Consider the following 25,821-nt stretch of genomic DNA (forward strand, 5'->3'; position numbering starts at 1 on the left):
CCGGCCGACTGCTCCCCCTCCGCCCCCAGCAACGCCTGCGGCACAACCAACACGGCCTGTACGCCACCGTAGATATTGGTCTGCAGCCGCACCACGATCCCGTGCCGGCGCGCGAGCTGCGAGACCACGAACAACCCGATGCGGCCGTCCTGCAGCAGACTCGCGACGTTCACCTGATCGGGGTCGGCGAGCAACGCGTTCATCTTGTGCTGCTCGGCGAGCGGCATGCCGAGCCCGCGGTCCTCGACCTCGACGGCGAGCCCGGACGTGACGACGTTGGCCCGCAGCAGCACTTGGGTGTGCGGTGCCGAGAACACCGTTGCGTTCTCGACGAGTTCGGCCAGCAGGTGGATCACGTCGGCGACGGCGTGCCCGCGCACGGTGCCGTCGATCGGCGGGACGAGCTTGACCCGCGAGTACTGCTCGACCTCGGCGATCGCGGAACGCAGCACCTCGGTCATGGAGACCGGGTTGCTCCACTGCCGGCGCGACACGGCCCCGCCGAGCACGGCGAGGTTCTCGGCGTGCCGCCGGATCCGGGTGGCGAGGTGGTCGACGTGGAACAGACCCTTGAGCAGGTCCGGGTCCTCGATCTCGTTCTCCAGCTCGTCGAGGATCGAGATCTCGCGGTGCACCAGGGACTGCAGGCGCCGTGCCAGATTGACGAAGACCTCGACCTTCTGCTCGCTGCCCGCCTGACTGGAGAGCTGGGAGGCCTGGACGACCGCGCTCACGGCGCCGTCGTGGGCGCGCGCCAGGTCGTCCTCCAGCAGGTCGAACTCGTCGGCGTTCGAGGCGGGCCGGCCGACCGGTCGGGGCTCGGGCGGCACCTCGCCCCGGCGCAGCGTCTCGACGAGGGCACGCAGATCGGACTGGCCGCGGGCGCTGGTGCGGCGCAGGGTGCCGACGCGCTCGTGTACGGACCTGGCGGCGCGGTCGGCGGCCACGGCGGCGATCACGATGCCCGCGAGGGCGACCGCGAAGGCTCCGCCGAGCACGATCCACAGGGTGGGGCCGGGCCGTACGGCGGTCGTACGGACGAGGAAGAGCACGGCGGCGCTGGCGCTGAGGGCCACCGCGATGGGCGGCAGGACCGCGAGGCGGAGGAGCTGGGGCCGTATGTGGGTCTCGGGCAGCGTGGGGGCGGTGCGGGCGACCGGTCGCCCGTGCCGCCCGCCCTCGCGGCGGTCTGCGCGTGCGGCCGGTGCGCGAAGGTGAGACATCGACGTCCTCGTACTGGTGTGTCGGGGCCGTGGGGGCTCCCGCGGGTTCTGCGACCGAGGCATGCGCCGACTGGGACACGCGTCATCGCTGCGCCGGTCGAGAGAGTCGAAGAATTCGGCCCTGTGTCGCTCAGCGGCCACTCACAGTAGTCGCCACCGCATCATGTGCGGTGGGCAGTTGACAAAGTCCGGCGGCCTGCGTCCCGCTCTGGTATGAGGGTTCGTACGACAGGCCGATAAACCCCTCGCACGCCCGTTCTCATGTGTCAGTGAACCGATCAGACCTGGTCAGAAGCGGTCAGCGAAAAAAGGGCGAGGGCCGAGGAGCAGGATGCTCCTCGGCCCTCGCCGAATGCCTTCGAATGCCTCCGCGCGCTTCTACGTCACCCCGCGGGGACGGTTTCCGGGTCCCCGGTGTCCTCCTTGGTGTCACGCGGTGTGTCACCGACCGTCTCCTCGGCGGAGGGCCAGCCGCCCTCCGGGACGACGGCCACGCCTCGCCACCAGGGCTCGGACGGGACGGTCTCCGAGGTCGGCTCGAAGGGCTCACCGGGCCGGGGCAGCGCGATCCGGGCGCCGACCGCGCGGGCGGCGGTGACGGTGCCCTCGCCGGGCTCGGCCCAAGGGTGCGCCGCGAGGTTGAACGTCGCCCAGTGGATCGGCATCATCACGCCGCTGGGTCGGCCGCCCTGGAGGTCCAGGTGGGCCCGCATGCCCTCCTCCGGCGTCATGTGGATGTCGGGCCAGAACTCGCTGTACGCGCCGATCTGGATCATCGTGGCGTCGAAGGGGCCGTGCTCGGCGCCGATGTCCGCGAAACCGGCGAAGTAACCCGTGTCCCCGCTGTGGTAGATCCGGTGCTCGTCCCCGGCCACGGCCCAGGAGGCCCACAGGGTGTGCTGCGTGTTGCGCAGACCGCGCCCGCAGAAGTGGCGGGCGGGCGTGGCCGTCAGGGAGATTCCGCCGACCTTCGTCGTCTCGTGCCAGTCGAGCTCGCGCAGCCTGTCCGCCGAGACGCCCCAGCGCTCCAGGTGGGCGCCGACGCCGAGGGGCACCGCGAACACCGTGTCCGTACCGGCCAGGGCCTTGATCGTGGGCAGGTCCAGGTGGTCGTAGTGGTCGTGCGAGATGACGACCACGTCCACCGGGCCGAGCGCCTCCAGCGGGAGGGGCACGGGGTGCAGCCGCTTGGGACCGGCGAAGGCGAACGGGGAGCAGCGCTCACCCCAGACCGGGTCGAAGAGCACCCGGTGCCCGTCGATCTCGGCGAGGACGCTGGAGTGCCCCATCCACGTCAGCCGCAGTCCGTCGGCCGGCGGCCGGGCCAGGTCGGCGAGGGTCGTGGCATGCACCGGCACCGTGCCCACTGGGGCGCGGCGGACACGCTCCTCCTTGCGGAAGAACGACCGCGCGAACTCGAGCATGGCGCCGTCGGGCCGGGGTGCGCCCTCGGGATTCCGGAAGACGCCGTCCGCGTAGTTCGGCGATCTGCGGATGCGCTCCATGCGCTCACCGCTGGGATCCGCGCCGAACGCGGCGGGCCGCAGCGCACGGAGCCCGGAGCTGAGAGAACGGGAACCGGTCACGGCACCTCCAGGTGGAGTCGGTCTGACTTTCCATTATGGTCGCCGCCTCTGACAGCGCCGGGTCGGGCGTATGGCAGGGCGGTTTCCGCGCGGGCCATGGCGGGATCCATCGGGTACGGCATCACGTTCTACTGAAGATCCATTCAGTGTGTTGACAGATACATGCAGCACTTTCGATACTGACCGACCATTCAGTAAAGACAAAGGCGGGCCGGTGCAGCACCGGGGGACGGTGGGCACCCGGCCCCACGCGGGTCAAACGCTCCGAACCTGTCACCTTGTTCCCCTGATTCCCCCTGTTTCCTTCTTTCCCTGCTTGCCAGATCCCCGTTCCCCAGATCCCGTTCCCGAGGAGCCCCATGACCGCCCAGGACAGCAGCCCGTTGATGACGCTCACCTGGACCGACCACGTCACCGGCCGCCAGGGGCACCTGGTCGTGGACCGGCTCGTACGCGGTGTCTCCAGCGGCGGGCTGCGCATGCGGGCGGGCTGCACGCTGGACGAGGTCGCCGGGCTCGCCCGTGGCATGACCATGAAAGAGGCCCTGCACTACAACCCCGAGAGCCGCTACGTGCCGCTGGGCGGCGCCAAGGGCGGCATCGACTGCGATCCCCAGGCCCCGGAGGCGTACGGCCTGCTCGTGCGCTATCTGCGGGCCATGCGCCCGTACATCGAGAGCCTCTGGACCACCGGGGAGGATCTCGGTCTCAGCCAGGACCTCGTCGACCGGGCCGCGGCGGAGGCGGGGCTCGTGTCGTCGATCCAGGCCGTGTATCCGCTGCTCGACGACGAGGCGGCGGCCCGGCGGCGGCTGGCGGACGCGTTCGCGGTCGAGGTGGACGGCATCGGGCTCGACGAGCTGGTCGGCGGCTGCGGGGTGGCCGAGTCGGTCCTCGCCGCCCTGGACCGGGCCGGGGTCCCGTACGAGGGAACCCGGGTCGCCGTGCAGGGGCTGGGCACGATGGGCGGGGCCACCGCCCGCTTCCTCGCGCGCGCGGGGCTCAGAATCGTGGCCGTCGCCGACGTGAAGGGCACGATCGCCAACCCCGGCGGGCTCGACGTCGACGCGCTGCTCGCCGCACGGGACACGTACGGAACGATCGACCGCGCGGCGCTGCGTCCGGGCGACCGCGAACTGCCCGGCGACGCCTGGTTGTCCGCCGACGCCGACGTACTGGTGCCGGCTGCGGTCTCGTACGCGATCGACGCCACCAACCAGGGGCGGATCACGGCCCGTTGGATCGTCGAGGCCGCCAACATGCCCGTCCTGCCGGGCGCTGAGCAGCAGCTCGCCGGCCGCGGTGTCACCGTCCTGCCGGACGTCGTGGTCAACTCCGGGACCAACGCCTGGTGGTGGTGGACGCTGTTCGGCGACATCGGGGCCGACGCGGACGAGGCGTTCGCGTACACGCGGCGTTCGATGCGTGCCCTGATCGACCAGACGCTCGCGCGCGCGGAGGCCGACGGGACGACACCGCGGGCTGCCGCGCACGCGATCGTCGCGGACCGGCTGCCGGTGATCGCGGAGCGGTTCGGCTGGTACCGCTGACACCGTCGGCGGGGCCGGGCGGGAACGGTGACGGCCCGGCCGCGGCCGGTAACCGACCCTCCACCAGCACACTCCGGGGCGACGCAATAGGGTTGCCCGGTGGCAAGAGTGCGGTTGAGCGTGGCGGAGCGGCGTGAGGAACTGCTGCGGGCCGCCATCCAGCAGATCGAGGGGCGGGGTGTGTCCGCGGTGCGGATCGCCGATGTGGCGACCGCGCTCGGGGTGAGCAACGCGCTGGTGCTCTATCACTTCTCGACCAAGGAGAAACTGGTCGCCGCCGCGTTCACGTACGCGGCCGAGGACGACCTCGCCCATCTCCGCAAGCTGCTCGGCCGCCGGACGACCGCGCTGCGGCGGCTGCGCGCGGCGGTCCGCTGGTACGCGCCGACCGGGCAGGCCAAGGGCTGGCGGCTGTGGATCGAGGGCTGGGCGGTGGCTCTGCGCGAGCCCGCGCTGCGGGACGTCACCCGTGACCTGGACCGGCAGTGGAAGGCCGCGATCACCGAGGTCATCGCGGAGGGCGTGGCCGCGGGCGAGTTCCACTGCCCGGACCCCACGAGCACGGCCCTGCGCCTGACCGCCCTGCTGGACGGGCTCGCCGTCCAGATGACGGCGTACCCCGGCGCGGTGTCACGCGCCCGCACCCAGGAGTGGGTGGACGAGGCACTGGCCCGTGAGCTGGGCCTGAACCGCAAGGCGCTGACGACCCCGGGCGCCTGAGACGGCGTACCGACGCACCCCCGATTCACAAACGGGCGGGGCAGCCAGGCCTCGTCGACGTCACCGCCGAGCGACGGCGGGGCTTGCCCGGCATCACCGGTCGCGAGACGGTTCGCGGCCTCACCACAAAGAGTTCGGCCTGACCACAAAGAAGCAGCGGGGCTCCCCGACGTCACCCGTCAGGGAAGCCCCGCTCTGAAGGCCCTCAGGCCCCCGGTCCTTCAAGCCACCGGCTCGATCCGCATCTTGATGTCGTCGGGCGACAGGCTGCCCTTCGCCACCACGCGGTCCCCGGAAGACTCCCCGCGAAGGCGCCGTCCGATCCACGGGACCAGGTACTCGCGCGCCCAGTGGATGTTGTCGCGCCGCATTTCGAGCGTGCCGCGCGGGGGCAGCGGCGGCCACGCCTGGTCGGGGTCCGCGGGCACTTCCAGGCCGAGGACCTGGCCGGCGCGCAGGGCGACCCGCGTGTGCCCCTCGGGCGACAGATGGAGCCGGTCGCCGTCCCAGGCCCGCCGGTCCTGGATGGTCTTGAGGGACCACAGGTCGAGCACGGGACAGCCGTACCGGTCGGCGATGGCCCGGATATGGAGGTTGTACGTGGCGATCTTGCCGCGCATGTGCTTGAGCACGGGTACGCCACGGGTGTCGAAGCCGGTGGTCACGAGGACCGTGCCGACGGCCGAGGTGAGGTCGGCGACGGCACGCTCGAAGCGCTCCGCGACCTCGTCGGGGTCGGTGCCCGGCCGGATGATGTCGTTGCCGCCCGCGCAGAAGGAGACCAGGTCCGGCGCGAGCTCCTTCGCGCGCGTCAACTGGTCCTCGACGATCTGGTCGAGGAGTTTCCCGCGGACGGCGAGGTTGGTGTAGTCGAAGTCGCCCTCGGGCCGGCGGTCCGCGAGAAGCACCGCGAACCGGTCGGCCCAGCCGACGAACGCCCCGTCCGGGCCAAGGTCGCCGACGCCCTCGGTGAAGCTGTCCCCCACCGCCACGTACGACCCGATCACTGATCTGTTGTCATTCTTCGAATCGTCTGCCACATCGGGCCATGATTCACCTTCGGGTGTGAGCTACGCGACCGTAGGAAGGGGTTGACGCGCGGTGAGATAAGCCACTCGTCAAGTGTTGGTCAATCCCGGAATAAGGGGCTCGATCAGGGACGTTGTCGCAGCTCTCGCACCCTGAAGTCCGTGATCCTGAAGTGACTCCAGACCGTCCGGAACGCGAAGTGCCCGCTCGTGTAGGGGTCTTGGTCCACGAAGTCGAAGACGAGCCGCCCGTTGTTCCACCACTGGACCGTCGAGCCGTTCGAGACGATCCGGACGCGGTTGGGTTCGTTCGCCGTGAGCAGGGGCTCGGTGTAGTCGAAGACGAGCGGACGGACGCCCGCCTCACCGACGTAACGGCGCAGTCTGGTCGTGGTGTTGGTGTTGGCTCCGTAACCGGCGTAGTACGTCGTGAGGTGGTCGTACTCGTCGAGCGCGCCGCCCCGGTGCGTGGCGAAGATGTCCTCCGGGGAGCGGACGTCCGTGGCGTTCCAGAAGTTGTTGAGGTCCGAGACCCGGTCGTTGACGCCGCCCTCGGAGACCGGTGTGGCGGTGTACTCCAGGACGTACGGCCCTCGCAGCTTTCGCTTGAACCAGACCGTCGCGCCGCTCGGCACGTCTATCTCCAGGACGCCCCGGGACGCGGTGACGCTGCCGCCGTCCTGCAGCTCCGTCGCCCACTGGCCGAGGCCGTGCCGGAAGTCGTCGCGGGCGATGAGCCGCCCCGGACGGTGCCTTTCCGGACGCTGTCGCGCCGCCGCGCTCGCGGTCTGCGCGGGGACGAGCGCGGCGAGTGCGGCACCTGCGACACCTGTGGCCAGGGCTCCGAACGCTCTGCGTGTGGTCGTCATGAAGACCTCCATGGCATGAAAGGAGCATAGAAAGCGCTTGCGGAGATCACTGTGTCGCGGCTTCCGCACTCCTGTCGACACATCGCCCGGCCATGCCACAGAACCGAAACACCGAAGACCGGACCCCGGGGATCACAGGGTCCGGCCTTCGGAGACGAGCGGAGTGGTACGCCGCGCGGGCGTGCCTGGCGTCGGGTCAGACGGAGACGCCCTTGCCACGCAGGTACGCCAGCGGGTCCACGTCCGAGCCGTAGTCCGGGGTGGTGCGGATCTCGAAGTGCAGGTGCGGGCCGGTGACATTGCCCGTCGCGCCGGAGAGGCCGACCTGCTGGCCCTCGGTCACGGCCTGTCCGGCCGAGACGGAGAGGGAGGAGAGGTGGGCGTACTGGGCGTAGTGGCCGTCGGCGAGCTGGATGACGACCTGGTTGCCGTACGCGCCGCCCCAGCCGGCGGAGACGACCGTGCCCGCGCCGACGGACTTGAGGGACGTGCCGGTCGGAACCACGAAGTCGACACCGGTGTGGTACCCGCTGGACCACATACTGCCCGACATCTTGTACGGGGTGCCGACGCCCGCGCCCGCGACCGGCAGCGTGAAGCCGGCGGCACTGGCCTCGGCGGCGGGCTTGGGAGCGGCGGCGGCCTTCGGGGCCGCGGCCTTCTTCGCGGAGGACTGGGTGGCCTTGGAGGCGCCGGAGTCGGAGCTCGAAGTGGCGGCGGCCTTGCCGATCGACAGCTTCAGGCCCGGGTGGATGAGCGCCGGGTCACCGCCGATCGCCTTGCGGTTGTCCTCGTACAGCTTCTTCCAGCCACCGCTGACGTCCTGCGTGTCGGCGATCTTCGACAGGGAGTCGCCCGCACGCACGGAATAGGTCTTGGCCGCGGCCTTCTTCGCCTCGGCCTTCTTGTCGGCGGCGGCAGGCGCCGATTCGGCGGCCTTGTTCGCGACATTCGAGACGCTCGCCACGGAATCGGCGGCGGACTGCGAAGTCGCGGCGTGCGCTCCGGTCGCACCGAGCAGCGGAAGGGCGAGCGCCGCGCCGCCGGTTCCTGCGACGGCTATGGAGCGGGTGAAACGCTGGGACTTGGGACGGCGGTGCTTACCCTTCGCGGGCATGGCGAATTCCTCTCCGGCGCCTGCGAGGTGAGCTGTCGGGTGCGAGCTGGAGATGCCCGGCCGTGTTTGCGCACGACTTAACCCCTAGCCGTTCCGGAGACCGGAACAGGCGTTCTACCTGTGGGTCCCCCGCTCCTGCCGTGTACGGGTGGGTGAGCGGATTCCGGGCGGCGGCAGGATTGGGCGTCCGTCCGGATTGGTGGCGAACGTAAGCGACATGAAGACGCAGGAACAACCTTTGGGGTTTCCTGTGTGCCCCGTTCTCTTGATCCCTGACCGAAATGACGGTCACGCTGCGTAAATCAGGGATCTTCCCCGTTTGTTAAATCCCTGAAAACGCAACCGAATTACGTGAACATGGCGACAGCGGACCGTCACGAATATGACGCTGCTCACGCAGTGCCGTGCCAGGAGCCTTTATTCCAGAGCGAGTTGGAACCAATGCTCCATTACGGACACAACAGTCACATGCGACGCAGCCGGAAAACTGCCGCATCAAGGTCACCGCGCAGCCCCGTCCGCAACCCGTGGTGCAACAGCACCGCACCTCGGTGGACTTCGCCCGTTTCGAGGCATTCGTATGTCGCTGCCGGGTCGAGTCCGCGCAGTCGCACCGGAGCGACCGGCTCGCCGTAGTGCTGGGCCTGGAGCCAGGCGAGGACGACGATCTCACCGTCACGCGAGTACTGCACGGCACTCAGCCCGCCCTCCGGCGCCCGCAGCCGGTGCAGGTCCCCGCCCTGCACGACGGGCCGGATCTCCTTGTAGAGTTCCACCCACGTCCGCGCCTCGGCCAGCTCCTCGTCGCTCCACCGGGTCAGGTCGCCGCCGACACCGAGCACTCCGGCCATCGAGCTCACGAAGCGGAAGCGCAGCGAGCTGGCGCGACCATTGAGCTGGTTGTTCGGACTGTCGGTGACCCAGGCGGCCATCGCCCGCGCGGGATGCACCTGACTGAAGCCGTGCTGGATCGCGAGCCGGTCGAGCGGGTCGGTGTTGTCCGAGGTCCACACCTGGTCCGTACGCGCCATGATCCCGAGGTCGATACGGCCGCCGCCGCCCGAGCAGGACTCGAAGGCGACGCCCGGATGGGCCGCCCGCAGCCGGTCCAGGAGGCGGTACAGGGCGTGCACATGGTCCACCCAGAGCCGCTGCGGGTAGTCCTCGCCGGGCCACCCCGCGTCGGTGAAGCAGCGGTTGAAGTCCCACTTCACATAGTCGATCGGCGCACTGGAGAGCAGCGTGTCGAGCTGCTCCCACAGGTACTCCTGGACATCCTCGCGGGCGAGGTTCAGTACGAGCTGATTGCGCAGCTCCGTCCTCTTTCGTCCCGGTTGGAACTGCACCCAGTCGGGGTGCGCTCGGTACAGCTCGCTGTCCGGGTTGACCATCTCGGGCTCGACCCAGATCCCGAACTGCATCCCCAGCGCGTGCACCTCGTCCGCGAGGGGCTTGAGGCCGGCCGGGAAGCGGTCGGGGTTGGGCGTCCAGTCGCCGAGCCCGGCCCGGTCGCTGGTGCGCGCCCCGAACCAGCCGTCGTCGACCACGAACAGTTCGACCCCCATGGCGGCGGCCCGCCGCGCGAGCGCCCCCTGCTGCTCCTCGGAGATGTCGAACTCCGTGGCCTCCCAGGAGTTGTAGAGCACCGGCCGGTGCTCGTCCGCGTCCGGGATCACGTACGCGTGCTGGTAGGCGTGCCAGGCACGGCTCGCGCCACCGAATCCGCCGTCGCTCCACAGCCCCGCGAACACGGGTGTGACGAAGCTCTCCCCCGGCTCCAGCCGCAGCAGCCCCGAGTCGTCGTACCCGACGCCGCCGGTGATCTGCACGCGCGCGTCCGGGAGTTGGGCCACGGCGATCCGCCAGGTGCCCGACCAGGCGAGGGCGCATCCGTAGACCTCGCCCCGCTCCTCGGTGGCCGAGCCGTCGGCGTCCAGGGCGACCCAGGGCAGGTGCTGGTGCGAGGTGTGCCCGCGGCGGCTGCCGATGATCTTCTCACCGTAGGTGAGTTCGGAGCGGACGAGCCGGGACTCGGCCGCCCATCGCCCGTGCAGCTGGGACAGCCGCCAGCCGTCGCGGTGCGGCAGCGTCCAGGCCGCGGAGTCGGCGCGCAGCACCTCCAGGGCGGGCCCTTCGTTGGCGAGGGTCACCCACCGCTCGACGACGTCGGTCCCGGCCCGCATCCGGTAGTGCAGCGTGATCCCGAGCCCGGAGTCGGAGAACCGCAGCCGCAGCTCGTCGCCGTCGGCCTCGTACGTCTCGAAACTCCACTCGGTGCCGCGCCGCTCGTCCGTCCGCACGGACAGGGCGGGCCGTACGAACCGGGGGCCGCCCTCCACCGGGTACTCCTCGTGTCCGTCGAGGGTGGCCTCGAAGGCCCAGTACTCCGGTCCCGGGCCGGCGGCGAGTGCCTCGGCGTCGGCGAGCGCGATACGCGGACCCCAGTGCAGATGCAGCAGCGCGTCGTCCTCGCCGAGCCGCAGGGCATAACTGCTCGCCGGGCCCGAAAGAAGCCACGTACGACCGTCTTCGCCGATCTCCAACATCAAACCCTCACAGATCCGAACAGGCACGCTCAATCATCAACATCATTATGGGCCGCGTGCCTCCCCGGCAACGCCTGTGGACAACTCATTGGCCTACGAATCGATGTCGTATCGTCGAGAAACGCACTTCGCCGACGAGCCGCGTCGGCAGCCGAATGGGAGGAGCCCCCGTGACGCAGCAGGTCCCGTCGACCGAGCCCGAGCTGGCCGGCGTGCGCAACTTCCGTGATGTGGGCGGCCTGCCGACGGTGGACGGCCGGCGGGTGGCGTACGGACGGCTGTTCCGCAGCGGCCATCTCGCGCACGCGACGGAGTCGGACGCCGAGTTCCTCGCGTCCCTGGGCCTGCACACGATCTTCGACTTCCGCAACGCCGCCGACCAGAAGCTCGAAGGTCCCGACGTCGAGCTGCCGGGCGTGCGGAACGTGAATCTTCCGCTGACCGACCCGGCGCACGGCGCGGAGTTCTGGACGATGGTCCGCGACGGCGACATCGACCAGTTGCGCTCGATCCTCGGGGACGGCAAGGCGGCGGACCGGATGATCGGTTCCTACCGCGCGATAATCCAGGAGCGCACGGCCGAGCACCGCCAGGTGCTGCACTCGATGGCCGAGGACAGCGTCCCCGCCCTGATGCACTGTGCGGCGGGCAAGGACCGCGCCGGCATCTCCATCGCCATCACCCTGCTCGCCCTCGGCGTCGAGCGCGAGGCCATCGTCGCGGACTACCTGGAGTCGAACGCGACGCACCGCCGCTACAAGGTGCACCGCAGCAAGTCCTCCGCCTCCGCGTACTCACCCGAGGTGATGGACCTGCTCAGCCCCCTCTTCGACGCACGCGCCGAGTACCTGGAGGCGGCGTTCGACACGATCGACGAGAAGTGGGGCGGGGTGGACGCGTATCTGGAGCAGGGCCTGGGCGCGACCCCCGAGATCCGCGAGCGCCTGCGGGAGCGGTTCCTCGACTGACCGGCCTTCCGCCGACCGCACCAGCCTCCAACCGGCCGCCCCGGTCTCCCGCCTCGCCTCCTCGGGGGCGGCTACCGCTACTGCCCCTGAGCTCCGAGCGAGAACAGCAGGTAGATGAAGGCGGCGAAGATGTGCCCGACCGCCACGTAGATGATGAGCCGCACCCACAGAGCGCGCGGGAACTTCTCCTCCATGTCCTTCATGACGTCTCTCCAGGGGTCGTCGGCCCGAGGCACAGGGTGGCCGTGGGGCTCTGCAGCAGGGTGTGTACGAAGAGGAGCTCGGCCCCGTCCCGGTCCGCGGCGGCGATCCGGTGCGGGGTCAGCGAGTCGAAGTGCGCGCTGTCGCCGGGTGCGAGGACGTGCGCGGTGTCCCCGAGGCGCAGTCTCAGCCGCCCCTCCAGGACGTACAGCCACTCCTCGCCTGGGTGGACCCGCACGATGTCGCCCTGGGCCCCGTACGGGACGTGCACGCGCAGGGACTGCATGCCTCGTCCGGCCGCGCCGGCCTGCCAGTACGTCCAGCCGCCGGCCTGGGTCGGCTCCATGTCGGAGGCCCGCACGACGGCGTCCCGCTCGGCGACCGTCTCGCCGAGCAGCTCGGAGACGGTCGTACCGTAGATGCGGGCCAGCGCGAGCAGCATCGGCAGCGAGGGCTGGCGCTGTCCGGTCTCCAGACGGGACAGATGCGCGGGCGAGAGCCCGGCGGTGCGGGCCGCGGACTCCAGGGTGAGTGAGGCGCGGCGCCGCAGTGCACGCAGCTGGGGTGCGACCGCGGGCAGCTCGTCGGCCGCCCCCGGCTCGGAAGGGCTCGTACCCTCGACAGGGTTCATGTCCTCCATTGAGCCGGAGGCTTACCTCTGAGGCAAATTTCTTACCTCAGAGGCAAAAGCGAGGCGGGCCCACGGCACGCAGGCAGGTCCACGACGCCCGGGCCGGCCACGACACCCAGGCCGGACCACGGCTCCCAAGCCCCGACCCCGGCGCCGAAGCCGATCCGCGGCGACAAAGCGGTCCGCGGCAGCGGAACCTACCGGTTGGCGACCGCCTGCTTCACCAGCGTCTTCCCGAAGTCCCACATCAGCCCGCCCCCGCTGTGCGCGTCGTCCATCACGGCGGTGAAGGCATCCACGAACCGGTCGACGTCCCGCTCCCCGACGACCAGCGGCGGGATCAGCTTGATCACCTCCAGATGGTCGCCGGAGACCTGGGTGAGGATCCGATGCCGTTGCAGCAGCGGCACGACCACCATCTGGGCGAACAGCCCCTTCCGCGCGGCCTGCAGCATCGTCCAACGGCTGCGCAGCTTCAGCGACTTGGGCCGCCCGAACTCGATGCCGATCATCAGCCCACGGCCGCGCACATCGCTCAGCAGCTCGTACTTGTCGACGAGCGCCGCGAGCCGGGACTTCAACTGCTCCCCCGTGGCCCGGGCGTTGGCGACGATGTGCTCGTTCTCCATGACCGAAAGGACGGCGAGGCCCGCCGCCATGGCCTGCGCGTTGGCCCCGAAACTCGCGGAGTGCACGAGGACGCGGTCCATGGTCGAGTAGACCTTCTTGAAGATCCAGTCCTTGCCGAGGGTGGCCCCGACCGGCACGTATCCGCCGGACAGCGCCTTGGCCACGCACACCAGGTCCGGCTCCACGCCGTCCTCGTGCTGGTAGGCGTAGAAGTCCCCGGTCCGGCCGAGCCCCGTCTGCACCTCGTCCGCGATCAGGAGCGCCTTGTGCTTGCGCAGCAACTCCTGTGCGCCGCACAGATATCCGGGCGGCGACTCGTGCACGCCCTTGCCCTGGATCGGCTCGACGATCAGCGCGGCGACGTCGCCCTTCTTCAACTCCCTTGCCAGCGCGTCGAGATCGCCGAGCGGGACGGCCGTGTCGGGCAGCAGCGGGGCGAACCCGTCCCGGAAGCCGTCCTCGCCGTTGACGGACAGGGACCCGGTGGTCAGACCGTGGAAGGCGTGGGTGCAGTACAGGACCCTCGGCTTCCCGGTCGCGTACCGGGCGAACTTCAGCGCCGTCTCGACGGCCTCCGTACCGCTGTTGCCGAAGAACACCCGGTCCAGGTGCGGACTGTGCGTGAGCAGCTTCTCCGCCAGCAGCCCGGGCAGCGGCTGGCAGTCGAAGCGGGTGAGGTCGGCGAGCTGGGCGTCGAGGACGTCGTGCAGCGCCTTGCGGACGACGGGGTGATGGCGGCCCAGGCCCATCACCCCGAACCCGGCCAGCATGTCCAGGTACTCGTTGCCGTCCGCGTCCCAGAAGTACGCGCCCTCGGCCCGCTCGTACACCTTGTCGAAGCCGATGGTGTGCAGCATGCGCGGCAGCTGGTGGTTCAGATGCTTCGCGTGCAGCTCGTAGCGCTCGGCTCCGCGCTCGGCAAGCAGACCGGTGAGGTCGAACTCCTGGGACTTGCTGGTCGTCATTCCTGTTTCTCCTTGGACGCGTGCTCCTTGCCCGCCGGCTTCTTGGCGGTCTGCCTCTTCGCGACGCGCTGCCTGGCGGGCTGCGCCCTTGAAGCGTCTGAAGCGCCCTGCCCGGCGGACCGCGCCTTCGAGCCGCCCGACGCGGGGGCCTTCCCCTCAGCGGCCTTGCCGTTCACAGCCCGCCGCGCCTCGGAGGCCTGTCCCTTGGGGACCTGTCCCTCGACCGCGGGTTCGGCCTCCACGACCGTCGAGCGCACCTCCTGAGTGGCCAGGCTCGCGCTGATCCGCCCCGCGATCTCGACGGGCGTGAGACCGATGTCGGCGAGCACCTCACCCCGTTTGGCGTGCGCGAGGAACTGCTCGGGGATCCCGAACCGCCGTACGGGCACGTCGACCTCGGCATCCCCGAGAGCGAGCGCGACCGCCGAACCCACGCCGGCCGCCCGGCTGTTGTCCTCGACGACGGCGACCAGCCGGTGCTCGGCGGCGAGTCCGGGCAGCGCGGGATCGACGGGCTTGACCCAACGCGGGTCCACGACCGTGCAGTTGACGCCCCGAGCCTCCAGCAGTTCGGCCGCCTGGAGGCACACCGGCGCCATCACACCGACGGCCACGAGGAGCACCTCGGGCCGCTCGCCGCGATGCAGGACGTCTAGGCCGCCCACCCGGTCGACCGCCGGAACGACGGGCCCCACCGACTCCTTGGGGAACCGGATCAGGGTCGGGGCGTCGTCCACCGCGACCGCCTCGCGCAGCTGGGCGCACAGTTGGTCGGCGTCGCGCGGCGCGGCGATCCTGAGCCCCGGCACGACCTGGAGGATGGACATGTCCCACATGCCGTTGTGTGACGCCCCGTCAACTCCCGTGACCCCGGCCCGGTCCAGCACGAAGGTCACGCCGCAGCGATGCAGTGCGACATCCATCAGCAGCTGGTCGAAGGCACGGTTCAGGAAGGTGGCGTACACCGCGACGACCGGATGCAGTCCGCCCGTCGCGAGCCCGGCCGCGGACACCGCCGCGTGCTGCTCGGCGATGCCGACGTCCCACACCCGGTCGGGGAACCTCGCCGCGAACTTCGCGAGTCCCACCGGATGCAGCATGGCCGCCGTGATCGCGACGACGTCCTCGCGCGCCTCCCCGATCCGTACGATCTCGTCGCCGAACACCGAGGTCCAGGAAGGGCCGTTGGACGGCGCGAGGGGCTCGCAGGTGAGCGGGTCCATCACACCGACCGTGTGGAAGTGGTCCTCCTCGTTGGCGATCGCGGGCTCGTAGCCGCGCCCCTTCTCCGTCAGACAGTGGATGAGCACGGGCCCGTGGAATCGTTTCGCGCGCCGCAGCGCCGACTCCACCGCGCCCACGTCGTGCCCGTCGATCGGGCCGACGTACTTCAGCCCCAGGTCCTCGAACATGCCCTGCGGCGCGAACGCGTCCTTGAACCCCTTCTTCGCGCCGTGCAGCGACTCGTAGAGGGTGCCTCCGACGACGGGCATGCCCAGCAGTACGTCCTTGCCCCAGGCCAGGACCTTCTCGTAGCTGTCGGTGGTCCGCAGGGTCGCCAGATGGTTCGCGAGGCCGCCGATGGTCGGCGAGTACGAGCGTTCGTTGTCGTTGACGACGATGATGAGCGGCCGGTCCTTGGCCGCCGCGATGTTGTTCAGCGCCTCCCACGCCATTCCGCCGGTGAGGGCGCCGTCGCCGATGACCGCGACGACGTGCCCCTTCTCCCCCTGCACCTGGCGGGCCTTGGCGAGCCCGTCGGCCCATCCGAGCGCGGTGGACGCGTGGCTGTTCTCGATGATGTCGTGCTCGGACTCCTCGCGCGACGGGTAGCCGGACAGGCCGCCCTTGCCACGCAGCTTGGAGAAGTCCTGACGTCCCGTCAGCAGCTTGTGTACGTAGCTCTGATGGCCGGTGTCCCACAGAATGCGGTCGACCGGCGACTCGAAGACCCGGTGGAGCGCGATGGAGAGTTCCACCACCCCCAGGTTGGGTCCCAGATGACCGCCGGTCCTGGCGACCGCGTGCACCAGGAACTCCCGGATCTCGTCGCCCAGTTGACCTATCTCCGCCTCGGACAGCGCTTTCAGGTCGCGTGGTCCCCGGATGCTCTCCAGAATCGTCACGCTCGGCCCCCTCTCGGTACGTGCTGCAGCTAACTCGCGGTGACGGTGGGTTGCCCCGGCACCGTGACCTCCGGCTCGCCTGACGCGACGCCGTCCGCCTCCATCTGCTCGGCGATCTTCATCGCCTCGTCGATGAGGGTCTCCACGATCTTCGACTCGGGCACGGTCTTGATGACCTCGCCCTTGACGAAGATCTGGCCCTTGCCATTGCCGGAGGCGACCCCCAGGTCCGCCTCCCTGGCCTCTCCCGGTCCGTTGACGACGCAGCCCATGACCGCGACGCGCAGCGGCACTTCCATGCCCTCCAGGCCGGCCGTGACCTCGTCGGCCAGTTTGTAGACGTCGACCTGGGCCCGCCCGCAGGAGGGACAGGAGACGATCTCCAGCCGCCGCTGCCTGAGATTCAGCGACTCCAGGATCTGGATGCCGACCTTGCACTCCTCGGCGGGCGGCGCGCTCAGGGAGACCCGGATGGTGTCCCCGATGCCCTCGGCGAGCAGCGCTCCGAAGGCCACCGCGGACTTGATGGTCCCCTGGAAGGCAGGGCCCGCCTCGGTGACGCCGAGGTGCAGCGGGTAGTCGCACTGGGCCGCCAGCTGCCGGTAGGCGTTGACCATCACGACCGGGTCGTTGTGCTTGACCGAGATCTTGATGTCCCGGAAACCGTGCTCCTCGAAGAGCGACGCCTCCCACAGCGCCGACTCCACGAGCGCCTCGGGCGTGGCCTTCCCGTACTTCTGGAGCAGCCGTCGGTCCAGCGAACCGGCGTTGACCCCGATCCGGATCGGCGTGCCGTGGTCCTTCGCGGCGCGCGCGATCTCCTTCACCTTGTCGTCGAACTGCTTGATGTTGCCCGGGTTCACGCGGACCGCCGCGCAGCCCGCCTCGATCGCGGCGAACACGTACTTCGGCTGGAAGTGGATGTCCGCGATCACCGGGATCTGAGACTTGCGCGCGATGGTGGCCAGCGCGTCCGCGTCGTCCTGTGTGGGACAGGCGACGCGGACGATCTGGCAGCCGGACGCGGTGAGTTCGGCGATCTGCTGCAGAGTGGCGCCGATGTCCGACGTACGCGTCGTCGTCATCGACTGGACGGACACGGGTGCCCCGCCCCCGACCGCCACCGGTCCGACCTGGATCTGCCGCGACACACGGCGCTCCGCGATCGGCCGGACCGGCACCTCGGGGAGGCCCAAGGAGATGGCGGTCATGACGTCACCCGCGGTTTCCGGAGACGGTGTCGCGGGCGGCCCGCAGGGATTCCTTGAGGGAGCCCATGGTGGCCAGGACCGCGGTCGGCTCGTAGCCGCAGTGCGCCATGCAGTTGGCGCAGCGCGGATCCTTGCCGCGGCCGTACGAATCCCAGTCGGTGTCCTCGATGAGTTCTCGGTACGTCGTGACGTACCCGTCGCTCATCAGGTAGCAGGGCTTCTGCCAGCCGAAGAGCGAGTAGTTGGGGATCGCCCACGCCGTGCACGGGAAGTCGACCTTGCCCTCCAGGAAGTCCAGGAAGAGCGGGGAGTGGTTGAGCCGCCAGCGCCGCCGGTTGCCGCCCGCGAAGGCCTTCTTGAACAGTTCGCGGGTCTGCTCCACGCCCAGGAAGTGCTCCTGGTCGGGCGCCTTCTCGTAGGCGTACGCGGGCGAGATCATCATCTCGTCCACCTTCAGGTCGTCATTGAGGAAGTTGAGGACCTCGATGATCGTCTGCGGGGTGTCGGTGTTGAAGAAGGTCGAGTTGGTGGTGACCCTGAAGCCCCGCTTCTTGGCCTCCTTGATGGCCTCCACGGCCTCGTCGAACACACCCTCCTTCGCCACGGACTCGTCGTGCCGCTCCTTCAGGCCGTCGATGTGCACGGCGAACGCGAAGTACGGCGAGGGCGTGAACTTGTCCATCTTCTTGCGCATCAGCATGGCGTTGGTGCACAGGAAGACGTACTTCTTCCTGGCCACCAGCTGCCGCACGATCTCGTCGATCTTCGGGTGCATCAGGGGCTCGCCGCCGGCGATGGACACCATCGGCGCCCCGGACTCCAGCACCGCCCCGACGGCCTGGGCCACCGGCATGCGCTGCTTGAGCACTCCGGCCGGGTGCTGGATCTTGCCGCAGCCCTCGCATGCCAGATTGCAGGCGTAGAGCGGTTCAAGCTCGACGATCAGCGGAAACTTGTCCCGCTTGCGCAGTTTCTGTTCAAAGAGATACGTCGCGACCTTGATGGTCTGGCGGAGCGGCATGGCCATCTGGCTCACCTCCTGGGGAGCAGCAAAGAACGGTGCCATTCGAAGAAAGCTGGAAGAACGGCACGAAGAACGCGGAAGGCTGATATTCCACCGCGCACCGTGCCGATCCGGACGAGTTCATGTTCTGGAGCGTCCACGACCACCCGGACGGCCGCAACCGGGCGCATGCCCGCGCGGACGGCGCTGTGGAGCGTGGCCGCCGACTCCATGTCGACCGCGATCGCGCCGGTCGCGAGCAGTTCCGACCGTTCCTGACCGCGGACGACGTGATCGGAGCCGGTGAGCGGCCCCGTGTGGACGGTGCGCCCGGGCAGGGCGCGTGCCAGTTCCTTGACGAGCAGATCGGTGCCCACGCAGGGCGTGGTGCCGCGCGGGTCCCGGGTCTCGTCGGCGACGACCAGGTCCCCCGGGTGCATGCCGGGGGCGAGCCCGGCACAGAAGCCCGTGGCGAGGACGGCCGCCCCGCTCAGCGCCGGGCGGGCCAGGGCCCGGGTGACCGCCCGTTCGGCGGCACCCGGCCCCATGCCCGTACGCAGCACGGTGACCGGGCCGTCGGCCCTGCCCCGGTCGCCGCCGGTGCGCAGGGCCAGCTGCTCGATGCCGAGCGCGCAGGCGATCAGCAGCGGGGCGGCGCCCGGTGTCGTGCTCATCAGCTCGCCCTGCCGAAGGAGCCCTGCCGGTCGGCGAACGGTTCGCCGTTGACGTACCGGCCGAGCGCGGTGAGCGGGAAGACCTGCCGGTAGAGGTTGTAGTTGATCGAGAAGTCCCACGGGAACCCCGTACCGGTGAAGTACGGCTCGTCCCAGGAGCCGTCCGCCAGCTGGGTCTCCGCGAGCCACGCGACTCCGCGCTCGGCGGCCTTTGAGTCGCGCTCCCCGGCCGCGAGCAGCGCCAGCAGCGCCCACCCGGTCTGGGAGGCGGTCGAGGCGCCGCGCCCGCTCCACTCGGCGACGTCGTGGTAGGAGCGCAGATCCTCGCCCCAGCCGCCGTCGTCGTTCTGCACGGTCTCCAGCCACGCCACGGCCCGGCGGATCGCGGGATGCGACCCGGGCAGTCCGGCGGCGACCAGCGCGGGCACCACCGACCCGGTTCCGTATACGTAGTTGACGCCCCAGCGGCCGAACCAGGCGCCGTTCGCCTCCTGTTCGGCGAGCAGCCACTCGATGCCGCGGCGGGTGCGCGGGTCGTGGGAGAGTCCCTCGACCGCGAGCATCTCCACGACGTGCGCGGTGACGTCGGCGGACGGCGGGTCGATGACCTCGCCGAAGTCGCAGAACGGCAGCCGGTTGGGGAAGGGGCTGGTGTTGTCGACGTCGAACGCGCCCCACGCGCCGTTCCTCGACTGCATGCCGAGGTTCCAGCGCACCCCGCGCCCGATGGCCTTCTCCATGCGCTCCGGGTCGTGGTGCTTGACGCGGCGCAGCGCGAGGACGACCTCGGCGGTGTCGTCGATGTCGGGGTAGTTGTCGTTGTGGAACTCGAACGCCCAGCCGCCCGGCGGCAGATGGGGCCGCTTGACCGCCCAGTCCCCCGGGCGGACGATCTCCTCTCCGAGCATCCAGTCCGCGGCCTTCACCAGCTGCGGATGGTCGGCGGGCACGCCCGCGTCGGCGAGCGCGATGGTCGCGAGGCAGGTGTCCCACACCGGCGACTGGCAGGCCTCGATCATCCGGGCCCCGTCCTCGCGCCAGACGGTGAACCGGTCGAGGGACGCCAACCCCTCGCGCATCACCGGGTGTTGGAGGTCGTAGCCCAGCAGGTGCAGCGCGATGATCGAGTACACGGCGGGCGGCTGGATGCCTCCCCAGCAGCCGTCGTTCTCCTGCCGCTCGATGATCCAGCGGGCGGCGGTGTTCATCGCGGCCCTGCGGAGTCTGCGCGGCGCGACCTTGCGGTAGGTGTGCAGAACCTTGTCGAGCCGCTGGAAGACCCCGTCCCAACTCCCCACGGGAGCAAGGGGCTTGACCGGGTTCGGGTTGCCCGCGTCGGTGTGCAGCTCGTCGAGCGGGAACGGCGCGGGCCGCACCGGACGCTTCGCCGAGACGACGGTGAGCGGCACGATGGTCTGCCGCGCCCAGCAGCCGAAGTCGTAGATGTTGAGCGGCACCCACTTGGGGAAGTAGATGAGCTCCGGCGGGAGTTCGGGCAGGTCGTCCCACTTCCACCAGCCGAACAGCGCGAGCCAGATCCGGGTGAAGACCCGGGCCGAGGCGATGCCGCCCCGCTCGCGGATCCACGCGGACGCCCTCGCCATGTGCGGCTCGTCCGGCGCGTCACCGGCCAGCCGCAGGGCGACGTACGCCTCGATGGTGGTGGAGAGTTCGCCAGGTCCGCCGTAGAAGGTGGCCCAGGTGCCGTCCTCGCGCTGCTCGCCGCGGATGAAGAGGCCGGCGGCGCGGGTGGTCGCCTCGTCACGGATACCCAGGAACTGGCGCAGCAGCAGGTCTTCGGCGTCCATCGTGACGTTGGTCTCGAGGTCGCCCTTCCACCAGCCCTGGGCGTCCTGCGTGGAGAGCAGGAAGTCGGTGGCGCGCAGTATCGCGCGCTCGGCGGCGTCTCGGGGATCGACTGTCCCGGCCGCCTCGGGAGTCGTGGCTTGTGTGGTTTCGCTGGCCGCGGCTGCCCGGGGCGGCAGGGCCCCGGTGCTTCCGTCGGTCGTCGCTGTCATGGCTTCCCCTTCGTGCAGTGGCATGTCTCTGCTGTGGGTCCGCCGTCGGCCGGTGCTCGTTCTCCCGCGGCACCGGCCGGCGACTACGCGAGGCTTATTCGACCGATAGTGATCATCTCTTTCGTACGACGACGAAGTCGGCGAGCTCCACGAACTGGGCCCGTACGTGGTCCGGCATGAGGATCGTGTCGAGCGCCTCGATGGCGATGGTGTGCTGGCGGCGCGCCTCCTGGGCGGTCCACTCGCGGCCTCCCGCCTCCTCGATGAGCGCGGCACGTACGGCGAACTCCTCCTCGGAGAAGTTCTCGAAGTCGCTGCTCTTGGCGTCCTCGGCGAGCAGTTCACCGAGACGGTCGGAGGCCGGGCCGCCCGCCGCGAGCGCGGCCACGACCGGCAGGGACTTCTTGCGCTGGCGCAGATCGCTCCAGGTCTGCTTGCCGGTGGCCACCGGGTCGCCCCAGATGCCGAGCAGGTCGTCGACGGCCTGGAAGGCGAGGCCGAGGTGGTAGCCGTACTTCTCCAGCGTGTCGGCGGTGACGTCGTCGGCGCCGCCGAGAACGGCGCCGATGGAGCAGGCGCAGGCGAGCAGGGCGCCCGTCTTGTTGCCCTCCATCTCCAGGCACTCCTCGACGCTGACCCGGTCGCGGTGCTCGTAGGAGATGTCCTGTGCCTGACCGTCGATCAGGGCGCGGGTGGCGGTGGTCAGGCGGCGCGTGGCACGGCCCGCCTCGACCGTGCCGAGCTCCAGAAGCAGCTCGTTGGCCAGCGCGAACAGGGCGTCACCGACGAGGATGGCCTGGGCGGGGCCGTGCACCTTCCAGACGGTGTCACGGTGGCGGCGCTGCTCGTCGCCGTCCATCAGGTCGTCGTGCAGGAGCGAGAAGTTGTGCACCAGTTCAACGGCGACCGCGCCCGGCACACCCACCTCGGGGGCCGCACCGGCGGCCTCGGCGGACATGACGGCGAGGGCGGGACGTACGGCCTTGCCGCCGTCTCCCTCCGCGGGGTTGCCTTCGGCGTCGATCCAGCCGAAGTGGTAGGCGGCGACGGTGTCCATGGGAGGGGCGAGGCGGTTGATGGCCGCCCTCAGTACCGGAGTGGCCAGGGTCCGGCCGCGCTCCAGGAGCGCGGTCACGTCCACCGCGTCGGCAGCCGTCGATGCCGGGGGCACAGTGGGCACAGTCTCTCCTCTTGTGGTGATACGGGGGGTGCGGGGGCCCGCCGCGCTCAGTTCGAGCGTCACGCCGCCTCCTCGAAGAGCTCGAAGAGGTGGTCGCGGGGCCGGCCCAGGGCGCTCAGCGCGGCGTCCGCCGCACTCACGCCACTGCGGACCGCACTCTCCATGGTCGCGGGCCACCCTGTGGCGGTCCACGCGCCGGCCAGGTAGAGGCCGGGTGCCTTGGTGCGGGCGCCGGGCCGCAGCCGCCCGACGCCGGGGGTCGGAGCGAACGTCGCCGTACGCTCCCTGGTCACGAAGAAGTCCCGGACCTCGGCGCCGCGGGTGCCGGGCAGCAGCCGCTCCAGCTCCGGCAGGTACCGCTCGCGCAGTGCTGAGACGGGTTCGTCGATCTCGTCCTGCGCGGCCGACTGCGACAGCGCGAGGTACTGGCCGTCCGAGAGCCCGGACGCCTCGGTCCGGTCGAAGACCCACTGCACCGGCGAGCCGAGCGCGGCGAAGAACGGCCGACTGAGCACCTTGCGGTCGTACACGACGTGGATGTTGAGGATCGGCGCCGTACCGATGTCGAGGAGCTGTTCAGGGGCGTCGAGGGCGCCGTCGGGCAGCAGATCGTGGGCCTCGCGCTGCGGTACGGCGAGCACGACCGCGTCGGCGTCGAGCGTCTCGCCGGGAACCTGAACGCCCCAACGCCCGTTCTCGTTGAGGGAGATGGAGGTGACCCGTGTCCGGAGTTCGGTACGGACGCCCGCGGAGTCGAGCGCCTTGCGGGCCAGCCGGTCGTGCAGTTCACCCAGCGGGACGCGAGCCCAGCCGATGTCGGCCGCGCCCGGATCGGACAGCAGACCGGTCTTGAACACCATCGCGGCGAGGGCGAGCGACGAGTCGCCGGCCACCGCGTTGAGGGTGGCGACCCCCACCAGGTCCCACAGTGCCTCGATGGCACGCTCCGACTGACCGTGCGCGGCCAGCCAGGTGCCGAAGTTCTGCGCGTCGAGCGCCGGATCCGCGAGGTCGAGGCCCTTGAGGGCCAGCGCGGCACGTCCTACTTTGGCGCGCTCGGCGAGCGACAGATGGGGATAGGTCGCGAGGCTTTTCGCCAGATGCAGCGGTACGGGCAGAGCCGTGCGGCCGATTCTGCCGAGTCTGCGTCCGGGTTTCGCCTCCGCGTCGAGAACGGGCACGTCGAGACGATCCTGCAGGGGAGCAAGCTCTGCTCCGTCGACGCGGTCGAGGAACCAGCGGTACGCGGTGCAGCAGCGCAGATACACATGCTGGCCGTTGTCCACGGTGAGGGCGCCGCGCTGGAAGGAGAAGGCCAGCCCGCCGAGGCGCGGCCTGCCCTCCACCAGCGTCACGCGCACCCCGGAGTCGGCGAGCGCGAGCGCGGTGGTGATTCCGGCGAGCCCCCCGCCGACCACCACGGCCGTCGCCGGGCGGCTCCGCCGATCCGCGTCGAGCCCCTCGTCCTGCGTCGTGTCGTTCATCGTGCACCTTCCCCCGAAGCCGGGCCGTGCTGATCGAGCAGTGCACGGTCGGCCGTTGAAGTCAGGGACGCGGTCCCCGACCGGAGGGTTGCGCGCCGTTTCCCGGGACTTGCGTCATCTTGGCCCAAAGTGTCCATCAAGCGCGCCTCCTGATGGTTCGGCGCGAGACGTGCCGGGCGTCGAGACCGGAAAGGCCCCGCACGGCGACGTACGCCTTCTCGCGGCCGGGCAGCGAGACACGGCCGCGCAGGACGGCCTCCGGCTCGCGCTCGATGCGGTCGAGGAGGCGGCGGTAGATGCCGGCCATGGCGGCGACGCAGGCGCCGCTGCGGCGGTCCAGCATGGGCAGCAGCCGGTAGCCCTCCGCGAAAAGCGCGCGGGCCCGTCGCACTTCGAAGTGGACGAGGCCCGCGAAGTCGGAGCCGGCCGGTGGATGCGCTCCGTCGAAGCCGGCCGAGCAGCCGAATTTCGCCAGGTCGTCCGCGGGCAGATAGGTCCGCCCGTCCTCGGCGTCCTCGCGAACGTCCCTGAGGATGTTGGTGAGTTGCAGCGCGAGCCCGAGCGTGTCGGCATACTCGGGCGCCCGCTCGGCGCCGCGCGCCCCCGGTTCCGTACCGAAGACGCCGAGCGAAAGGCGGCCGATGGCCCCTGCCACGCAACGGCAGTAGACCTTGAGGTCGTCCCAGGTCTCGTAGGTCTCGCCGCGGACATCCATGAGGACGCCGTCGATCAGTTCGTCGAGGCCGTCGAGCGGGACCGGGAAGTGGTCCGCCGTGTGGCTGAGGGCGACCGCGACCGGGTCGGTGTCGTCCTCAGCCACGGAGCGGTCGCGGACCCGGGCGAGCAGCGCCCGGGTGTCTTCGAGGCGCGCGGCCTTGACGTCGGGAGCGAGCGTGCCGTCCCCGATGTCGTCGACGCGGCGCGAGAACGCGTACAGCGCCGACATGGCGCGACGCTTGGGCGTCGGCAGCAGTCTGATGCCGTACGCGAAATTGCGGGCCTGCTGCCCGGTGATCGCCTCGCAGTAGCTGTATGCGGCGAGTACCGGTGCGGACATGTGCGGCGGAGCCTCCACGGTCCGGATCACCCCTCTCCTCGCAGAGTCACTCCCACCTCGCGCAGCAACTGGATCTTGCCGGGCTTGGGCGGGCCGGAAAGTACGTCGTATTCGGCGGCGGCAATCGCACGGATTGCCGCCCTTCCTCCTGCAACGAAGCCCGCGAGCAGCAGCCTCAGCCTGCCGTGGACGCTACCCACGAGGGGGGTGCCTTCATTCAGGAGGTTCAGGGCGCGTTCTGCTTCGTATGCAACCAGTGCGCGCACCGATGCGCCTGCCGTGGCCGCGGCCAGATCCGCCTCTTGGACATGAAAGCGCTTCATGTCCTCGGCGGGCAGATAGATACGGTCGCGGTCCAGATCCTCGGCCACGTCCTGGAGGTGCTCGACGATCTGCAGTGCCGTGCAGACGGCGTCCGAGCGACGGACCCGCTCGGGGGTCGAGGTGCCGGTGACCGAGAGGACCAGACGGCCGACCGGGTTCGCGGACAGTTCGCAGTAGGCGACGAGGTCGTCGTAGGTCTCGTACCGCTTGACGAGCTGGTCCTGACGGTTCGCCGCGATCAGGCCGAGGAAGGGCTCGGGGGTGAGCCCGGCGCGGCGGACCGTCGGCTGGAGGCGGCGCAGGAGCGGGTGGCGCGGCGTCGCGTCGAAGACCCTGTGGAGGTCGGTCTCGAAGGCGTCGAGGAGGAGCAGCCGGTCCTCGGCCTCCTCGGGGGACACTCCCAGGAGGCGGGCGTCGGCACCGCCGGGGGCCAGGTCTCCGTCACCGATGTCGTCGACCAGACGGGCGAAGCCGTAGACGGCCATGAGGTCGGCGCGCCAGGCCCTGGGCAGGAAGAACGGTGCCACGGGGAAGTTCTCGTCCGTGGCCTTGTCCAGGGTGCTGCGCTCCGGGTCACCGGCGCGCGCCGTCCCGGCTGGCGTCACCACTCACTGCCCGGGCCGGGAACGGCACAAGCGAAGACGGCACGCGCACAGCTGAGCTGGAGAGTTTCCGTAGCCATTGCCGTCACATCTCCCGTTCTACACTGC

Annotated in this window: 21 protein-coding genes, 1 pseudogene and 1 riboswitch; of the genes and pseudogenes, 3 read left to right on the forward strand and 19 right to left on the reverse strand. The window is 70.2% G+C overall.

Annotation, left to right across the window (positions count from 1 at the left end; all coding sequences use genetic code 11):
- The coding region (locus AOK17_RS32415; RefSeq protein ID WP_169801965.1) for a sensor histidine kinase at window positions 1–1,223 on the reverse strand (1,223 nt) is incomplete at its 3' end.
- A gap of 383 nt (window positions 1,224–1,606) precedes the next feature.
- Window positions 1,607–2,809 carry an MBL fold metallo-hydrolase gene (locus tag AOK17_RS32420; RefSeq protein ID WP_055616145.1) on the reverse strand — a complete coding sequence of 401 codons (1,203 nt, stop codon included), beginning with the start codon at window positions 2,807–2,809 and terminating at the stop codon, window positions 1,607–1,609.
- 359 nt (window positions 2,810–3,168) lie between these two features.
- Between AOK17_RS32420 and AOK17_RS32425 the strand changes: the two genes are divergently transcribed.
- Both AOK17_RS32425 and AOK17_RS32430 read left to right on the forward strand, forming a co-directional pair.
- The gene (locus AOK17_RS32425; RefSeq protein ID WP_055616146.1) at window positions 3,169–4,359 is read left to right on the forward strand and encodes a glutamate dehydrogenase; all 1,191 of its coding nucleotides are present in this window, start codon (window positions 3,169–3,171) and stop codon (window positions 4,357–4,359) included.
- Between the two features lie 99 nt (window positions 4,360–4,458).
- Window positions 4,459–5,079, forward strand: a complete 621-nt coding sequence (locus AOK17_RS32430) for a TetR/AcrR family transcriptional regulator (protein WP_245697523.1) — start codon at window positions 4,459–4,461, stop codon at window positions 5,077–5,079.
- A 221-nt stretch (window positions 5,080–5,300) separates the two neighbouring features.
- Here the strand turns inward: AOK17_RS32430 and AOK17_RS32435 are convergent, their stop codons facing one another.
- The 4 genes from AOK17_RS32435 to AOK17_RS32450 all read right to left on the reverse strand — a co-directional run bounded on the left by AOK17_RS32435 (window position 5,301) and on the right by AOK17_RS32450 (window position 10,639).
- Window positions 5,301–6,086 (reverse strand): SGNH/GDSL hydrolase family protein, encoded by a 786-nt coding sequence (locus tag AOK17_RS32435; protein WP_055616148.1) that lies wholly within the window; start codon window positions 6,084–6,086, stop codon window positions 5,301–5,303.
- Between the two features lie 146 nt (window positions 6,087–6,232).
- Window positions 6,233–6,976, reverse strand: a complete 744-nt coding sequence (locus AOK17_RS32440) for a DUF6250 domain-containing protein (RefSeq protein ID WP_055616176.1) — start codon at window positions 6,974–6,976, stop codon at window positions 6,233–6,235.
- Window positions 6,977–7,172: 196 nt separating this feature from the next.
- Entirely contained in the window at window positions 7,173–8,093 is a 921-nt protein-coding gene (locus AOK17_RS32445; RefSeq protein WP_055616149.1) for a LysM peptidoglycan-binding domain-containing M23 family metallopeptidase, read from the reverse strand.
- A 2-nt stretch (window positions 8,094–8,095) separates the two neighbouring features.
- Window positions 8,096–8,262: riboswitch (cyclic di-AMP (ydaO/yuaA leader) on the reverse strand.
- A gap of 295 nt (window positions 8,263–8,557) precedes the next feature.
- The gene (locus tag AOK17_RS32450) at window positions 8,558–10,639 is read right to left on the reverse strand and encodes an alpha-galactosidase (protein WP_055616150.1); all 2,082 of its coding nucleotides are present in this window, start codon (window positions 10,637–10,639) and stop codon (window positions 8,558–8,560) included.
- Window positions 10,640–10,809: 170 nt separating this feature from the next.
- Between AOK17_RS32450 and AOK17_RS32455 the strand changes: the two genes are divergently transcribed.
- On the forward strand, window positions 10,810–11,607 hold the full coding sequence (locus AOK17_RS32455; RefSeq protein ID WP_055616151.1) for a tyrosine-protein phosphatase: 798 nt from the start codon (window positions 10,810–10,812) through the stop codon (window positions 11,605–11,607).
- A 77-nt stretch (window positions 11,608–11,684) separates the two neighbouring features.
- Here AOK17_RS32455 and AOK17_RS32460 read toward each other — a convergent pair whose 3' ends face one another.
- The 13 genes and pseudogenes from AOK17_RS32460 to hpnC all read right to left on the reverse strand — a co-directional run bounded on the left by AOK17_RS32460 (window position 11,685) and on the right by hpnC (window position 25,716).
- Window positions 11,685–11,810: a DUF6126 family protein gene (locus AOK17_RS32460; protein WP_055616152.1), complete on the reverse strand. Its 126-nt coding sequence runs from the start codon at window positions 11,808–11,810 to the stop codon at window positions 11,685–11,687.
- Window positions 11,807–12,439, reverse strand: a complete 633-nt coding sequence (locus AOK17_RS32465) for a helix-turn-helix domain-containing protein (protein ID WP_055616177.1) — start codon at window positions 12,437–12,439, stop codon at window positions 11,807–11,809. Before AOK17_RS32465 ends, AOK17_RS32460 begins: the two co-directional genes overlap by 4 nt.
- A 197-nt stretch (window positions 12,440–12,636) precedes the next feature.
- Window positions 12,637–14,034 (reverse strand): aspartate aminotransferase family protein, encoded by a 1,398-nt coding sequence (locus AOK17_RS32470; RefSeq protein ID WP_055616153.1) that lies wholly within the window; start codon window positions 14,032–14,034, stop codon window positions 12,637–12,639.
- 257 nt (window positions 14,035–14,291) lie between these two features.
- Window positions 14,292–16,160, reverse strand: a pseudogene (gene dxs, locus AOK17_RS32475) (1-deoxy-D-xylulose-5-phosphate synthase); the annotation flags it as partial.
- Window positions 16,161–16,189: 29 nt separating this feature from the next.
- Window positions 16,190–17,371 carry a flavodoxin-dependent (E)-4-hydroxy-3-methylbut-2-enyl-diphosphate synthase gene (ispG, locus tag AOK17_RS32480; RefSeq protein WP_055616154.1) on the reverse strand — a complete coding sequence of 394 codons (1,182 nt, stop codon included), beginning with the start codon at window positions 17,369–17,371 and terminating at the stop codon, window positions 16,190–16,192.
- 4 nt (window positions 17,372–17,375) lie between these two features.
- Entirely contained in the window at window positions 17,376–18,398 is a 1,023-nt protein-coding gene (hpnH, locus tag AOK17_RS32485; RefSeq protein WP_055616155.1) for an adenosyl-hopene transferase HpnH, read from the reverse strand.
- Window positions 18,399–18,403: 5 nt separating this feature from the next.
- A complete protein-coding gene (locus tag AOK17_RS32490; protein ID WP_055616156.1) occupies window positions 18,404–19,048 on the reverse strand; it encodes a phosphorylase family protein in 645 nt (214 codons plus the stop codon).
- Window positions 19,048–21,066, reverse strand: a complete 2,019-nt coding sequence (gene shc / locus AOK17_RS32495) for a squalene--hopene cyclase (protein ID WP_055616157.1) — start codon at window positions 21,064–21,066, stop codon at window positions 19,048–19,050. The genes AOK17_RS32490 and shc overlap by 1 nt, the downstream gene beginning before the upstream one ends.
- A 112-nt stretch (window positions 21,067–21,178) precedes the next feature.
- Window positions 21,179–22,309, reverse strand: a complete 1,131-nt coding sequence (locus tag AOK17_RS32500; RefSeq protein ID WP_079053408.1) for a polyprenyl synthetase family protein — start codon at window positions 22,307–22,309, stop codon at window positions 21,179–21,181.
- A complete protein-coding gene (gene hpnE, locus AOK17_RS32505) occupies window positions 22,306–23,730 on the reverse strand; it encodes a hydroxysqualene dehydroxylase HpnE (protein ID WP_055616159.1) in 1,425 nt (474 codons plus the stop codon). Before hpnE ends, AOK17_RS32500 begins: the two co-directional genes overlap by 4 nt.
- A complete protein-coding gene (locus tag AOK17_RS54085) occupies window positions 23,727–23,867 on the reverse strand; it encodes a DUF6380 family protein (RefSeq protein ID WP_220451502.1) in 141 nt (46 codons plus the stop codon). The genes hpnE and AOK17_RS54085 overlap by 4 nt, the downstream gene beginning before the upstream one ends.
- A complete protein-coding gene (gene hpnD, locus AOK17_RS32510; RefSeq protein ID WP_107102559.1) occupies window positions 23,867–24,787 on the reverse strand; it encodes a presqualene diphosphate synthase HpnD in 921 nt (306 codons plus the stop codon). The genes AOK17_RS54085 and hpnD overlap by 1 nt, the downstream gene beginning before the upstream one ends.
- A gap of 26 nt (window positions 24,788–24,813) precedes the next feature.
- Window positions 24,814–25,716 carry a squalene synthase HpnC gene (hpnC, locus tag AOK17_RS32515; RefSeq protein ID WP_055616161.1) on the reverse strand — a complete coding sequence of 301 codons (903 nt, stop codon included), beginning with the start codon at window positions 25,714–25,716 and terminating at the stop codon, window positions 24,814–24,816.
- Between the last annotated feature and the right edge of the window lie 105 nt (window positions 25,717–25,821).

Origin of the sequence: Streptomyces phaeochromogenes, from assembly GCF_001418655.1 — a bacterium.
In the GTDB taxonomy this organism is placed as follows: domain Bacteria; phylum Actinomycetota; class Actinomycetes; order Streptomycetales; family Streptomycetaceae; genus Streptomyces; species Streptomyces phaeochromogenes.